The following is a 14,974-nucleotide window of genomic DNA, read 5'->3' as shown; positions in this document are numbered from 1 at the left end:
CCGGTCCTGCCGCCTATGAGGAAGAGGTGTGCGTGACACGATCGACTGTGCGCGTTTGGGAGAGAAAGAGTGCGCGGCGCAAAGTGGCGCAGTCAGCCACAACGCTGATGTCGGCGGCAGTCCTGATGTGCGCGGCGGAGCTCTCTTCACGACCGCGGCCGCTCAAGCGGAATCAACGCAGCGATTTCAGGTCCAGACCTCGATCGAAGCCGTGTGGGCGCCTTTCGCGAACTACCCCACGCACGAAGGCTGCAGGCAACGCGAACGCGACATGACGGGCGCTGGAATCGTCATCGACTACAAGTGCGACTGGGACAGCGCTTGGTTGCTACGGGTTCGCATTGAGTAAGTAAGGACCGCGTTCGAACGACCGCAGCGCGCCGGTGACGACGAGCTGCCGTAGCTCGCCGTCCCCACTCTGCACGTATTACCCAAGGCCATCCGAAAAAGGGGTCTCTAATGCAAAGAAAGCTACGGTCTGCAGGCCTCGCTGGTGCAATCCCTACCGGGACCAGCGTGCAGGGGTACGCCCCGCACGCGATCGTCAAGTCGGTGATGGACGTGGTGGCTCCGAGCTCGTTCCTGGTGGTGTCGCATGCGCTCGCCGATGCGCGCGGCTGACGGGCGGCACACCTCAGGCCGGGACGTGTGCACCGCTCTCACGCGGCCTGAGCACCAACATTTCGGAACGGATACATTCTCCCCCATGCCTAATCGGATCCTGGCCCTGACCGCCGTACTCACGTTGGCAGCGGCCGGGTGTGGGGTGCTGCCGATAAAGGAAGCCGCGCCCCCGCCCGCCACCACCACCACGCCGACGTCGAGTGCCCCGGCCACCAGCGCTCCGCCCGCCACCGCCACGGCATCAGGTCAAGACACCCGGCCGGCCCTGGCCGAAACCCGCAGTACCATGACCGAGAATCTCAAGGTCGAGGTCGTCGGCCTCAATAGCGTCAAGGGCAAGCACCTCATCGCCCAGATCCGTCTGTCCAACACCGGCACCGAGAAGCACCTGTCCTGGGCCGGCGAGATGGGCGACCGGACCCGCCCCCTTGGCGAGATCAAGTGGGCCTCCGGCATCGGCGTCCTCGACGCGCAGGCCCGCACCTGGATCCTGCCGTACAAACCCGTCGGCTCCCCGTGCCTCTGCAGCGACCTCGACCGCGACGGCCTCGGCCGCTTCATCGACCCTGGCCAGTCGATCACCGTCTACGCGGTGCTGCCCGCACCGGCGGGCAACCCTGCGACGACCACCGTCGTCACCCCCGTGGGCCCGCCGATGCTCAACGTGCCCATCAGCGACGAAGCTCCGACCGGCGACTTTCCCGACCCCGATGCCGAGCCCGTCACCCCGGTCACCCGCCGCCTCATCCTCCCCTCCGAGTCCCTGGACAAATCAGAGGAGACCGCCGATGACGGCAAGGACCTGCAGGTCAACCTCTCCTCCGACGTGCTGTTCGCGGTGGACAAGGCCACCCTCACCCCCAATGCCAAGACGATCATGGCCCGCACGGCCAAACTCATCGACGCCTCCCCCTCCACCGTGGTGACGGTGGCGGGCCACGCCGACTCCTCCGGCAACGACGCCATCAACGACCCACTGTCGCTGCGCCGCGCCCAGGCGGTGCAGCGCACCCTGTCGGCACTGCTGTCCCGGGACGGGGTCCGCTTCCAGGCCAAGGGGTACGGCTCGCGCCGCCCGCTGTACAACAACGACAGCGATGAGGGCAGGCGCCGCAACCGCCGCGTCACGGTGACCTTCCCCAAACCTCAGCCCGCTGCCCAGGAACCGGTGGCCACGACCTCCCCCGGCGCGACCGGCCTGACCGGCACCACCAAGACGGACGGCCAGCCCATCGCCATGGAGGTCACGGGCCTGCGCCGGCTGCCCGGCGGCCTCGGCCTGCTCACCTACAAGATCACCAGCGAGGGATCGGCCGAGACCTGGTTCAACGACCTTCACCACGCCCAGGACTGGGAGGCGTACAAATACCAGGCCGCAAGCAACGTCCGCGTGACCGACGCCGCCGCCCGCCGCCAGTACCTGCCCGGCCGCCTGGAGGTCCCCACCGACGACGGCGTGGACTCCTACTGCGCATGCACCGACGTCTCCGGCGTCCGCATCAGCACCGAGAAGTTCGCACCGGGCCAGACCCGCCAGTTCTGGAACCTCTTCGCCCTGCCCGACACCGCCGACACCCTCAAAGTCAAGATCGGCCCGTTCCGCGACCTCCAGGTCCCCATCCGGTAACGGCCGGGGGGATGCGGCGATCGGCACAACACAGATAGTGATTCGACGTGTAGGCCCTCCACTCGGGTCGACGCCACCAGAGGCAAAGTAGCTGTGAGTGATCGCTACATCATCAACAGAAGTCCGCGATGGTGTCGGTGAGGATCTCGGCCACTCGGTGCAGGGAGGCGATGTCGGCCCACTCAGTGGCCGCGTGGGCACCCCCGCCGTCGACACCGAAGAGCAGGCAGGGAATGCCGGCCCGATCCAGCAGCGCACAGTCGGTCCAGAAAGACTCGGCTCGCACCACAGGCGGATGGCCGAGGGCCCTTGTCGCGTGGCGCGTGAGGGTGCATACGATCGCGGCCTGCGGGTCGGCCTCGAAGGGCCGGCGACACAGACCGCGGGACAGCCGGTAGCGGAAGTCCGGGACCACGGCGGCCAGGTGGTCGAGGACCGCGGTCAGCTCCCGTTCCACGGTGTCGGCGTTCTCGCCGGGTACGGTGCGGCGCTCCAGCGTGACGCGGCAGCGCGCCGGGTAAGTGGACGGCTCCTCCCCACCCTGGATAACGGAGGCGTGCACCGTCCCCGTCCCCAGAAGCGGGTGCGCCGGCCCCTGGGCGAGGCGCTGCCCCAGTTCCTCCAGCGCGACGAGGAAGTGACCGGCCTTGACGATGGCGTCGATGCCCAGCTCAGGACGGGACCCGTGAGCCGCTCGCCCCTCGATCTCCACCTCGAACCAGGCGAAACCCTTGTGCGCGAGGGTCACTTCGAGATGACTCGGCTCGGTGACGATCGCCGCGTCGGCGCTGAAGGAGTTGAGGACCTCTTCGGTGCCCAGGCTGCCGTGCTCCTCGTCGGCGACGCAGGCGAGGACGACATCTCCCCGGAGGCGCCCCTGGGCCGTGGCGCGCGCGGCGGCGATCATCATGGCCGCGATACCGCTCTTCATGTCGAAAGCTCCGCGACCGAACATCTTTCCGTCACGGATCCGCGGTTCGAGCGGGTCGCCCTCGTAGCCGGCCAGGCCGACGGTGTCGAGATGGCCATTGAGCATCAGTGACCGTCCACCGCCGGTGCCACGAGCGATCGCGACCAGTGAGGGACGGCCGGCACGCTTCTCCAGGCGGTGCACCTCGAAGCCACGGGTGGCCAACCATTCACCGCAGAAATCGGCGATGACCGTCTCGCCCACACCGCCGGGCACCAGTTCGGGGTTGACGGAGTCGATGGCGATGAGCCTGGCGAGGAGGGCAGCCGGGTCTGACGTATCGGGGAGCATGCGGACCTTCCACAGCACTGTCGCCTCCCTGGCACGGGAACGGGCGAGACGGTAAGGAGTGCGAGACGATCTACCTTCGAGCACCGTGCACCACTCGTTCCACCTCGTCCAGCGAAAAATTCTGAGCAGTACGCTTCGGAAGCCCCGAACGGTCGCCGTCTCGAAGCCGGGAAGGGCCTGCGTCGACGTATGCGGACCGGCCCGACAGGCCAAAACAGATGAGCTCAGACATCCGGAGTGGCATGCGGATTGGCCGCACTGCCCTCGGTGCACAGCAACACCACCGTCGAGGCAGGACCAAGCCCCAGCGTGGTACGGCGCTCGCCGGCGCCGTCGCCGGTGAGCACAGCGCGGACGCCGGCGAGCGAGGCCGCACCGCAGGGGCCACAGGAAACACCGAGGGCGGCGAGGTCACCGGCTGCGCGGGCGCTGTCGGCATCGGCGATGGCCACGGCGGCATCCAACCCATCACGCAGGTAAGGCCAGGCGATAGTGGAGGGTGTGCCGCAGTTCAGACCGGCCATGATGGTCTCACCGGTGGTAACGCTGACCGGTTCGCCACGCACGAGGCTCTCGATGACACAGGGGGCGGCCACAGGTTCCACCGACAACAGCGCCGGGGCCGGCCCCGCCGGACGACTGCGGTAGTGGGTGACGACGGCCTGGGCCAGCGAGCCCACGCCCACCGGGATGGCGACAAGATCGGGCATCCCGGCTCCAGCCGCCGTCAACTGCTCGTCGATTTCGGCACAGAGGGTGGAATAGCCCTCGACGATCCAACCGGGGATCTGCTCATAGCCCGGCCAGGCGGTGTCCTGGACCAGAACCGTATCCAGCGCGGCGGCCGCCTCGGCCGCCCGGCGCACCGCCTCGTCATACGAGCCCGCGACCTGAACGACCTCGGCCTGCTCGGCGGCGATGGCCGCCACAGCCCTCGGATGAACACCCCACGGGATGAAAACGCGGGCGCGCTGGCCGAGCAGACGTGCCATATGAGCCACAGCGCGGCCATGGTTGCCGTCGGTGGCGGTCACCAACGTGACCGGACCCGCCCGCTCGGCAAGGGCACGGTGCACCGCCCAGGATGCGCCCAGCACCTTGAAAGCGGGAAGCCCCAGACGAGACGACTCATCCTTGACGAAGACCCGCCCAACCCCCAGCTCGACGGCGAGCCAGGGAAGTTCGATCAGCGAGGTAGGGGCGTACTCGAACAGGGAGGCATGGAACTCCCGCACCTCAGCGGGGGCGGGCGCACAGGTCCAGAACCTGGCGGCGGGCCGCGCGAACCACGGCAGCGTACGGACGGAAGAAGCGATCTCAGGCATCGCAGCCAGCGTGCGGCACACAATCCAATCGGTCCAGCGAATGTTTCCGACCTATATTCATCGGAGAAACCAACTGATCAAAAGCTCGCCGCGGCGACGAAGAGAACGGTCCGCCGATGTTCGACCTGCACCGACTACGCCTGCTGCGCGAACTCAAGCACCGCGGCACCCTCGCGGCCGTCGCCGCCGCCCTCTCCTACAGCCCTTCCTCCGTCTCCCAGCAGCTCTCCCAACTGGAGGCAGAGGCCGGCGTCCGGCTACTGGAGCCGATCGGGCGACGCGTGCGGCTGACCGAGCAGGCGGAGATCCTCGTCGCCCATACCGAAGCGGTGCTGAAACGCCTGGAGCGCGCCGAGGCGGACATCGCCGCCTCCCTGACCGATCTGACCGGGACCCTGCGCGTCGCCTCGTTCCAGACCGCCACCCTCGCCCTGATACCCAGCGCACTGAACATCCTGCGCGATCTTCACCCCGGCCTTCGGACCCACGTCACACAGATGCCGCCGGAAACGGCCCTGCCCGCACTTCAGGCCCGCGACTTCGACCTGGTCATCGCCGAGGAGTACCCGGGCAATCCCAACCCCCGGCCCGCCGAACTGGAACAGGAAGACCTGCTCGACGACTTCCTCCGCCTCGCGCTGCCCGAACCGGCCGATGACGCGGACGGCCCCACGGCGTCGCTGCGCTCACTCGCCGACCGTCCCTGGGCCATGGAACCCGAGGGTACGGCAGCCCGCCACTGGGCCATGACCCTGTGCCGGAACGCCGGCTTCGAACCCGACGTACGGTTCGAGACCACCGACCTCCTGATCCATCTTCGCCTCGTCGAACAGGGCCACGCCGTCGCACTGCTTCCCGACCTCGTATGGATCGGACAGTCCCCGACCGTCACACTGCGGCAACTTCCCCGCGGCCAGCGGACACGCCGCATCTTCACCGCGGTACGCCGAGGCCGCAGCCGGCACCCCGCCATCAAGGCATGCCGCCACGCACTCCGGCAGGCCGCCACAGAAGCGACGGCCCCGATCGACACCTGACAGGGAGGGTACGCAACCACGTCATCAAGGCCGCCACCGTCGAGTACCGGATGCTCGGCTGCCTGCGGGGCCGCAAGGTCTACGACGAGCTCGCGGCCTTCCGCCGCACGGTGCACCGGTGTCAGGCGGTCGGCCCCGCCTGATCTATCCTGCGGCTCATGCCGATCATCGACGTTGAGCTGGCCCTTACGGCGGCGCAGGCGGGAGCAGCCGTCGTGCGCACCATGTTCGGCGCGCCGCTGACGCGCCTGGAGAAATCCGGTGGTGACTTCGCCACGGCCGCCGACGTGCAAGCGGAGCAGGCCATCCTTGATGTCATTCGCACCGCCCGGCCCGGTGATGCCGTGACCGGCGAGGAGAGCGGGCCTACGGGCCCGGCGGGAGCGGAGCGCATGTGGCTGGTCGACCCTCTGTGCGGCACGCTGAACTACGCCGTGCACACCATGCTGGCGGCGGTGAACGTCGCCCTGCGCGTGGGCCCGGACATCACGGTGGCGGCCTCGGCCGACCCGTTCGCCGACGAAGTGTTCTGGACCGACGGCGTCCGCGCCTACATCCGCCGCGGCGGCCTGGACGAGCCGCTCAAGCCGTCGCCGAATTCGCGGCTGGTGGACGTCAACCTCGACCCGCCGTTCCCGAACTCACCCGCCTTCCGTGCTGCCGCCCTGCTCGCCGATCCGGGGTTCGCCGAGCGGTTCCGCCCGCGCGTCGTCTCCACCACCCTGGCGGTGGCCTGGGTCGCCGCCGGTCGGCGAGCCGCCTACGTCACCGACGGCCGGCTCCACGACAGCGTGCACTTCGCCGCCGGGATCGCGTTGTGCCGGGCCGCCGGCTGTGTGCTGACCGGCCTCGACGGCCGGCCGCCGCATACCGGCGCGGGCGGGCTCATCGTCGCGGCCGACCGGGAAACCCACGCGGCGCTGCTGGACCTCATCCGCAACCAGTAGTCCCGTCAGCGGGAGCGAATCGAGAGCTCGTCCACAGAACCGTACATCGCCGCAGGTCAACTGTTGTCCGAGTCCTGACCGCTCAGCCCGCGGACGGACCCGGTCCGTGTCGCACAGGCTTCAGGAGGTGCCGCCGAAGTCGACATCCTTGGTCTCGACCGTCCCGGCCGTCCGCCCCGGCGCCGTCTGGTGGGTCCAGTACAGGTTCGTGTGCGCGATGACCCGGTCCGGCGGCGGTGCCCCCCATGCCGTCTGGTCCTCCGTCGTGTGGGCGTCGCCGACAAGGGTCGTGTCGTATCCCCTGACGAACGCGCCATGGAGCGTCGAGCGGATACACCAATCGGTCTGTGCGCCGACGACGACGAGTCGCCCGACGCCAAGGCCCGACAGCACGGTCTCCAGAGCGGTGTCTTCGAAGGAGTCGCCGTAGTTCTTCTCGACAAGCGGCTCGGCGTCGCCCGGAGTCAGCTCGGGGACGATCCGCCAGTCGTCGCTCCCTCTCGCGAGCTGCTCATCGGAGTGCTGGATCCAGACAACGGGGACCCGTTCCCGCCGTGCCTTCTCGACAAGGCTGCCAACGTTCGCGACGACCGCGTCGCGCTCGTGAGCTCCCACGACGACACCGTTCTGCACGTCGACGACGAGAAGTGCGGTGTTCGGCCGGTTCTCGAGGGTGGTCATGATCTCCCCTTACTCACGCTGGGTTTCTGTGCCCACTCACGGTAGACCGGCCCACCGACAACGGGCGGAACGAACCTCGGACCGCCCCGCCCAATGACACGGAGGTGAGGAGGAAACCCTCCCGCGGCCTTCGCCCTCGCCTGCGAACCGCGGGCCTCCGGCGTCGCGTCACCCTCGTCCGGTGGGGCCGCCGACCTGATCGAACACCTCGGCGTGTCCCTGGCCTCGACCCCGGAGCAGGCGGCACGGGAAGCCGCCGAAGCGGGCATCACCTTCCTGTTCGCCCCGAACTTCAACCCCGCCCTGCGCCACGTCGCCGCGGTACGCCGGGAGTTGGCCGTGCCGACCGCGTTCAACATCCTGGGACCGTTGGTCAATCCGGCCGACCCCCGGCACCAGGTCGTCGGCGTGGCGGATCCGCGGATGACACCGGTGGTGGCTGAACTCCTGGCCGCACGCGAATTGTCCGCTCTGGTCGTTCGGGGGCACGACGGACTCGACAAACTCACCACTGTGACCACGTCACAGGTCTGGGTGGTGTGCGACGGCGATGTCACCGAGACCTTGCTCGACCCTCGCGACCTCGGTGTGCCGCGTGCCGAACCCTCGGCGCTGCGCGGCGGCGACGCGGCCGGCAACGCCCGCGTCCTGCGGGCCGTACTCGGCGGAGAACGCGGACCGATCCGCGACGTCGTCCTCCTCAACGCCGCGGCCGCCCTGGTGACGGTCACCCCTCCTACGGCTCCCCTCACCGACCGGCTCGCCGCGGGGATGGCACGCTGCGCCGAGGCCGTCGACAACGGAGCGGCCGAGGCGACACTGGGCCGATGGATCTCCACCAATCACACCGATCGGCCTTCGCGGACCTGACCTGACCCGGCCGCCGGGCCGGTCATCAGGGAAGGGACCTGTTCGGCGTCATGGACAGGCGGCTCGACCTGGGGTTTCCGGTCAGCATGTCACTCGCGCTCTGCCGAGGCAGCCGCGTCGGCAGAGCCGAGCGGCTCACACCGGTCAGTCCGAAGGCCGGGCCGCCCGTGCCGCCATGACCCTTTCTAGTGATCGGCCGGGGCCGGGACGAGGCCGTCGGCGACCAGACCGGCGAGGACCGCCTCGCCCAGGGCGTGCACCGCGGACTGCGGACGGACCATCACGGTGAACTCCTTGATCCGCTCCTCGTGGTCGAGATGCAACAGGTCGATGCCGTGAATCTGCCTGCCGTTCACGGTGGCCCGGAAGAGCAGGACCACCGACGGGGCCTCGGCACCGTCGGCGCAGGTCTCGGCGGTGCCGTCGAAGTGCCCGATGTAGCGGAAGTCTTCGAAGGTACGCATGAGGACCCCGAAGAGCCCCAACACCATCGGTCTGCCCTCGAAGGGACTGAACTTCACCGGACTGTAGAGCCGGACGTCCTCGGTGAACAGGTCGTCCAGAGCGGTGAGGTCGCGGCTGTCGACAGCGGCGCGGAAGCGGTCCGCGGTGGCCATGGCTTCTCCCAGATAGTCATGGATGTGATTAGTCATTTTTTTTACTATCATAGGCGTGAGTTCCGTGGACAGAGGTGGAAAAGAGGTGGTCCGATGGCTTTGCGTCACGCCGTGCTGGCGGCGCTTCTCGACGAGGAGCTGAGCGGATACCAGTTGGCCAAGGCGTTCGACCTGGGGGTGGCGAACTTCTGGCACGCGCTGCCACAGCAGCTGTACGCCGAGCTGACCAGGCTGGAGAAGGAAGAGCTGATCACCGGCCGTGAGGTGGTCCAGGAAACCCGGCCCAACAAGCGCCTGTTCCGGGTCACCGACGCCGGACTGGCCGAGCTGGAACAGTTCGCGGCGAGCACCCCCAAGCCCTCCTTCATCCGTGACGACCTGCTCGTCAAGGTCCAGGCCGCCGGCCACGTCGACACCGAGATACTGATCGCGCAGCTCACCGAACGGGCCACCTTCGCCGAGGCCAAGATCGCGCTGTTCGACGCACTGTTGCGGAAGATACGCGGTGACCGCAGCGAGGAGGATTTCCTGCGCCACGGCGAGCGGATCGGGTCCTATCTGACCTGCCTGCGCGGCCTGGACTTCGAACGGGGCAACCGGGACTGGTGCGAACGCGCCGTGGCGATCCTGCGGGAGAGGCGGGCGGCCCATGCCCAGCGATGACCACCTGCGCTTCGTCGCCCTGGGCGACAGCCAGACCGAGGGGCTCGGCGACGGCGACGACACCGTGGGCCTGCGGGGGTGGGCCGACCGGCTCGCCGAGCGGCTCGCGCTGCACGACCCCGGCGTCCAGTACGCCAACCTGGCCGTACGCGGCCGCCTCGCCGCGCAGGTTCACCGGGAACAGCTCGCACCCGCCCTCGCGCTACGCCCCGACCTGGCCACCGTCGTCGCCGGGGTCAACGACCTGCTGCGGCCCCGATTCGACGCTGACGAGGTCGCCGGCCACCTGGAGGCGATGTTCGCGGCGCTCACCGCCCAAGGTGCCCGCGTCGCGACCGTCACCTTCCCCGACGTCGCACGGATCACCCCGCTCGCCCGCCCGATCAGCTCCCGCGTCATCGCCCTGAACCACCGCATCCGGCAGGCGGCACACCGGCACCGCGTCGTCGTCGCCGAGACCTTCCACCATCCGGTGGTCACCGACCCCCGCCTGTGGTGCCCGGACCGGCTCCACGCCAGCCCGCTCGGCCACGAACGGATCGCCGCCGCCGTCGCCCACGCCCTCGACCTGCCCGGTAGCGACGACTCCTGGACCCAGCCGCTGACCGACCCGCGAGCAGCCGTCCCCGCCGGCTGGCGCACCGCGGCAGGCGAACTACGATGGGCCGCCTCCTTCCTCGGTCCCTGGCTCGGCAGGCGCCTGCGCGGCCGCTCCTCCGGCGACGGCCGCACGGCCAAACGCCCGAATCTCCTTCCCCTGCACGCTGCTTTCGCAAGTGGCGAGACGAAGGAGAACGACACACGCCCCGGCGACGCTCCCCGGCTCTCATGAACGATCCTTTGTCCGAATTCGAAGGTGGTCAGGGTGCCGCATGCGAACCCGCTTCACCGGCACCCATCTGGAGCTGAACGACGGCCACATCGCACGGCTCCAGGAGGCCGCGCCCACAGCTTGCTGAAACCCCGCGGCTCACCCGCATGGCGAGGCGTAGGAGTTGTCCGGAAGGTACTGTCCCCATTCCTTCCTGGTGATGGGTGTGCCGGAGGCCGCGCAGATCCTCTTCTCGGCCAGGGTGACGTCGGTGCTCCAGAACTGGGCGGTCATGTCCGCCGAGGTGGTGGCAAGGGTGCCGGTCCTGGGATGGAACAGTACGCTGGACACCTTTCCCCAGTGGCCGGACAGGACCGCCCAGAGCCGCGGATCCGTCACGTCGTCCACCTTCCAGAGGCGCACCGTCTGGTCGGCGGAGGCGGTCGCCAGCATCCGGTCGTCGGGGCTGAACGCCACCGACTTCACCGCCGCCGAGTGGCCGCGCACCTCGGAGAGCTGCCGCGGATTGGAAGGGGTGGACACATCCCATACGCGTGCGGTTCCGTCGTTGGACGCCGTGGCCATGCGGGTGCCGTCGGAGTTGAAGGTCACGGAGTTGACGTCGACGGAGTGGGCGGTGATCTTGGAGAGCATCGAGAGGTGACCTGGGTCCGAGGCGTTCCATATCGTCACGGTCCTGTCGGCGGACGCGGTGGCCAGGTATCTCCCGTCTGGACTGAAGGTGATGTCCCAGGCGGCGTCGCCGTGTACGCGCCTGTCGAACAACAGTTTCGGCTTGGCCGACGTGGACAGGTCCCACAGCTGGACGGAACCGCACCCGCACGCCATGGCCAGCAGTTTCCCGTCCGGGGCGAACGCCACCGCGTCGGCCCTGCCGGCATTGCTCCTGAGCGTGGACAGGAGCCGGGGTTTCGCGGGATTCGCGATGTCCCACAGGCGCCCAAGCCCACAGCCGCACGCCGTGGCCAGCAGTTTCGCGTCGCGGCTCAGCGCGACCCCCTCGATGGTGTTGTTCTCTTCCTGGAGGCTGGCCAGGAATGTCGCCTTTGAGAAGTTTGAGATGTCCCATAGGCGAGCGGTGCGGTCGATGGACCCGGTGACGGCGAACCTTCCGTCGGCGCTGAGCGCCAGGCTCGTGACGGCGTCGGTGTGCCCCCTGAGTGTGGGCAGGGATGTGATGATCCCGGGGCCGTCTATGTTCCACAGGCGGGTTGCGCCGTCCGAGGAGGCCGTCGCCAGGGTATGTCCGTCCGGGCTGAAAGCCACCTGCTGAACCTCCGCGAGGTGACTGCCCAGTGCCAGGAGAAACAAGGGTTTCTTCGGGTCGGCCACGTTCCACAGGTAGGCGAGGTTGTCAGCCGAGGCTGCGGCGACCATGAACCCGTTCGGGCTGAACTCGACTCCGTAGAGACGCTCCTTCGCGGGGTAGGAACTGCTCAACCTCGCCGGCCGAGCTGGTCGTGACACGTCCCACAGGGACATGCCCCAGTCTTCTGAGGCGCTGGCCAGGGTTTTCCCGTCAGGGCTGAAGGAGACGGCGCTCACCGCGTTGACGTGCCCCTTCAGTATGGAGACGTGCTTGGGCCGCCTGCCGTCCGAGATGTTCCACAGCCGGATGGTGGTGTCGTTGGAGGCCGTGGCCAGCATCCGCCCGTCTGTGCTGAAGGCGACTTCCCGCACTCCGGCCCGGTGGCCTTTCAGCGTGGAGAGGAGCCCGGGTCGCCCCGGGTCCGAGACATTCCAGAGCTTCGCCGTCCCGTCCTCCGAGGCGGTGGCCATCGTCCCGACGGCACTGAAAGCGATGCCGGTGACCGTTTCCCGGTGCCCGGCCACAACAGCCGTCATCTTCGGCCTCCCGGGAACGGTGACGTCCCAGAGCCGGGCCTCGCCACCGCTGGAGGCCGTGGCGAGCAGGTGACCGTCTCGGCTGAACGCGACCCCGGTCACGGGGCGGGAATCCACCTTCAGTTCCGCCAGCTTCCCCGGCCGGCTCCGGTCGGAGATGTCCCACATCTCGACCGCACCGTCCGCGTAGGCCACGGCGACGCTTCCCCCCTGAGGGGCGAACGTGACATCGTACGCCTGGGCGTGATCGGCGATGATCCTGGTCGGCATGGCCCGCGAGAGGGTCGACAGCAGCGCTCCCCGCGATTCGGGGGTCACGCTGACCTGGTACGCGGCGAGATTCAACTGGGCGCCCAGCGTCCTGTCCGTGAGCCGGTTGCCGATGTCGGCGGCCCGTTGCGAGGTCACGTCGTCGCGTTGTTCCTGGACGGTCCTGCGCTGCAGGAAGGCGGTCCCTCCCGCCCCCATGGCGACCAGCAGGAGCAGGGTGAGCGCCGCGATCACCTGGCGGGTGATCCGCGTGCGGCGGCGACCCAGCCGGGTGCCCGCCTCCAGGAAGGCGGTCTCCAGCGGTTGGAGATCCCCCTGCTCCAGCTCGGCCGTGATCGTCCGCGCCGCGACCAGGCGGGTGTCGGTGTAGAGGTACGAGGGGTCGCGGCCGTGCTGGTCCCAGGCGGCGGAGTCCTCCGCCAGCTGCTGCTGGATCATGAGGTTCGACCGGTTGGCGCCGATCCACGCCCCCAGCTGGGGCCAGGCCCGGATGAGGGCCTCATGGGCGATCTGGACGGTGTTCTCGTCGACGGTGACCAGGCGCGCGGCGACGAACTCGTCCAGCGCTCGCCGGGCGGGCGCATGACCGGCCGAGGCGGGCGGTGGGAGCAGGTCAGGCAGCGCGACGACCCGGCGGGTGTCCTCGGCCCCCTCCTGAATATGCACCAACCTCAGCAGGATCCGCCGTGCCGTTCTGGCACCGTCGTCGTCGAGCCGTGACAGGGCCGCGTCCGCGCTGGCGGCGATGGCACGGTCGATGCCGCCGGTGGCGTGGTACCCGGCCAGGGTCAGTACCTGTCCCTCCCGGTGCTGCCAGGTGGCGAGCAGCGCGTGCGAGAGCAGGGGCAGGGAGGCCCCCGCGCTCGCGGCCATGGCGCTGCTGGTCGCGCCGAGCTCGCGCAGCAGGAGATTCACCAGGCCGTCCTGCAGAGCCAGGCCGGAGAGCATCGCCGGCCTCTCGATCGCCTCACGCAGTTGGGCGGCGGTCATCGGCCCGACGACGATGGGCTGTTCCAGGGCCGCGACCAGCCAGGGGTACCGGCTGCAGTGGCCGTAGAAGTCGGCGCGCACGCCGATGACGACGGTGGCCGCGGGCTCTTCCCCCTGCTCCCCGCGGCAGGCCGCGCAGATCGCCTCGACGAAGGCCCGCCGCGCGCGCTCGTCGGCGCAGGCGGTGAACACCTCCTCGAACTGGTCGACGATCACCACCGGCCTGCCGGACACGCGAGGCACTTCTCGCAGGACGGCGCTCAGCGCATCCGGATTCTTCGCGATCTCGGTGGGCGGAACACGGGACGGCTCCGCCGGGAGCCTCGACATGCGTTCGGCCAGTCTGCCCAGAGGGTCGTCACCGGGGGTGATCAGCAGATGCGGGCGGCCGGCCTGCCGGAGGGCCGGGATCAGCCCCGCCCCCAGCAGCGACGACTTCCCCGAGCCCGAGGACCCCACCACCGCGAGCGGGACACCACCGGCGGGGCCCTCCATCACCCGGGCCCGCAGCACCTCGGTGAGCTCGTCACGGCCGAAGAAAAGGTGGGCGTCCTGCGGGCCGAACGCGGCCAGTCCCTGGTAGGGGCTGAAGCCATCCGGGCCGCCTGCCTCGGACGGCAGGTCGGGGGGAACGGGAGCCCGGTAGGCGGGGTTGGGGGCCAGTGGAAGGGTGTCGGTGTGATCGGTGGCCTGGCGGCGTGGCCGTGGCAGTCCCTCCCCGGCCAGGGAACGATCCAAGGAGCGGTAGAGCGCGTCAAGGGTGAACTCGCGCGGACCTCGGGGATCTCCCTCGGTGAGCAGCCGGATCAGCTCGCCGGTGAAGGCGGTGTGCGGCTGCCCCGGACGGGTCCAGGCGCTTTCCTGCCCGCTCGCCGAGGCGAGCAGGTAGGTGCCGTGCCGCCAGGTGGTCCCAAACACCTCGTCAGTCGCCGCCGCCACCGGCCCGGACGCCCTGCCGGAGAAACAGCAGTCCAGGCCGATGACGATGAGACGGGCCCGGCAGCGGGACAGGACCTCTCTCACCGTCGGGAACGGCAGTGCCTGGTAGGCCGCCACGCCCCGGCTCAGATCGACGGTGGCCCGCGTGGCCAGATGCAGTTCCCGGTTCGGGCCGATCAGGCCGTGCCCCACGTAGTAGAGGAAGAGCACGTCGGTGGCCGACTCGGCCGCCGACACCAGGGCGGCGCCGATCGCGTTCGGGGTCTGGGGGTCCATGACCCTGGTCAGGTTCAGCGGGTCGAGTCCCGCCCGTTCCACCAGGCAGTCGGCGAGCGCCGCGACCGTCGTCGCGACCGACGGGACCGGCTGGAGGATCGAGTCGGGAGAGTGCGTGGAGGATCCGACCAGCAGGGCCCGGGAGCCGGGGCCGGCGAGCATGCCCGGCA

At 69.3% G+C, this 14,974-nt stretch carries 11 protein-coding genes and 1 pseudogene; 7 read left to right on the top strand and 5 right to left on the bottom strand.

From position 1 onward, the window contains the following. The first annotated feature begins 28 nt into the window (after positions 1–28). Positions 29–349 (top strand): hypothetical protein, encoded by a 321-nt coding sequence (locus ABZU75_RS20040; RefSeq protein WP_355556033.1) that lies wholly within the window; start codon positions 29–31, stop codon positions 347–349. Between the two features lie 357 nt (positions 350–706). Beyond that, complete coding sequence (locus ABZU75_RS20035; protein WP_355556030.1) at positions 707–2,251, top strand: OmpA family protein; 1,545 nt, start codon at positions 707–709, stop codon at positions 2,249–2,251. Positions 2,252–2,363: 112 nt separating this feature from the next. Here ABZU75_RS20035 and ABZU75_RS20030 read toward each other — a convergent pair whose 3' ends face one another. Further along, complete coding sequence (locus tag ABZU75_RS20030) at positions 2,364–3,530, bottom strand: ArgE/DapE family deacylase (RefSeq protein WP_355556027.1); 1,167 nt, start codon at positions 3,528–3,530, stop codon at positions 2,364–2,366. Positions 3,531–3,736: 206 nt separating this feature from the next. Then, positions 3,737–4,837, bottom strand: coding sequence for a diaminopropionate ammonia-lyase (locus ABZU75_RS20025; protein WP_355556025.1), 1,101 nt, complete (start codon positions 4,835–4,837; stop codon positions 3,737–3,739). Positions 4,838–4,953: 116 nt separating this feature from the next. Between ABZU75_RS20025 and ABZU75_RS20020 the strand changes: the two genes are divergently transcribed. Together ABZU75_RS20020 and ABZU75_RS20015 are read left to right on the top strand one after the other, a co-directional pair. Continuing rightward, positions 4,954–5,874: a LysR family transcriptional regulator gene (locus ABZU75_RS20020; RefSeq protein ID WP_355556022.1), complete on the top strand. Its 921-nt coding sequence runs from the start codon at positions 4,954–4,956 to the stop codon at positions 5,872–5,874. A gap of 158 nt (positions 5,875–6,032) precedes the next feature. After that, positions 6,033–6,821: an inositol monophosphatase family protein gene (locus ABZU75_RS20015; protein ID WP_355556020.1), complete on the top strand. Its 789-nt coding sequence runs from the start codon at positions 6,033–6,035 to the stop codon at positions 6,819–6,821. Between the two features lie 120 nt (positions 6,822–6,941). On the opposite strand, the gene ABZU75_RS20010 is transcribed toward ABZU75_RS20015, so the two are convergent. Then, positions 6,942–7,502, bottom strand: coding sequence for an isochorismatase family protein (locus ABZU75_RS20010; protein WP_355556017.1), 561 nt, complete (start codon positions 7,500–7,502; stop codon positions 6,942–6,944). 162 nt (positions 7,503–7,664) lie between these two features. Between ABZU75_RS20010 and trpD the strand changes: the two are divergent. Beyond that, positions 7,665–8,372: pseudogene (trpD, locus tag ABZU75_RS20005) on the top strand (anthranilate phosphoribosyltransferase); the annotation flags it as partial. Positions 8,373–8,557: 185 nt separating this feature from the next. Here trpD and ABZU75_RS20000 read toward each other — a convergent pair. Next, positions 8,558–9,025, bottom strand: a complete 468-nt coding sequence (locus tag ABZU75_RS20000; RefSeq protein WP_355556014.1) for a nuclear transport factor 2 family protein — start codon at positions 9,023–9,025, stop codon at positions 8,558–8,560. A gap of 57 nt (positions 9,026–9,082) precedes the next feature. Here ABZU75_RS20000 and ABZU75_RS19995 point away from each other — a divergent pair, with 57 nt between their 5' ends. Beyond that, positions 9,083–9,652, top strand: a complete 570-nt coding sequence (locus ABZU75_RS19995; protein ID WP_355556012.1) for a PadR family transcriptional regulator — start codon at positions 9,083–9,085, stop codon at positions 9,650–9,652. Then, positions 9,639–10,484 (top strand): SGNH/GDSL hydrolase family protein, encoded by an 846-nt coding sequence (locus ABZU75_RS19990; protein WP_355556009.1) that lies wholly within the window; start codon positions 9,639–9,641, stop codon positions 10,482–10,484. Before ABZU75_RS19995 ends, ABZU75_RS19990 begins: the two co-directional genes overlap by 14 nt. Before the next feature lie 138 nt (positions 10,485–10,622). On the opposite strand, the gene ABZU75_RS19985 is transcribed toward ABZU75_RS19990, so the two are convergent. Further along, a complete protein-coding gene (locus ABZU75_RS19985; RefSeq protein WP_355556005.1) occupies positions 10,623–14,966 on the bottom strand; it encodes a hypothetical protein in 4,344 nt (1,447 codons plus the stop codon). Positions 14,967–14,974 lie beyond the last annotated feature (8 nt).

The organism is Streptosporangium sp. NPDC005286 (assembly GCF_040607515.1).
In the GTDB taxonomy this organism is placed as follows: Bacteria; Actinomycetota; Actinomycetes; order Streptosporangiales; family Streptosporangiaceae; genus Streptosporangium.
The sequence above is the reverse complement of the archived record's forward strand: the minus strand, read 5'-3'. Positions and strand labels throughout refer to the sequence as shown.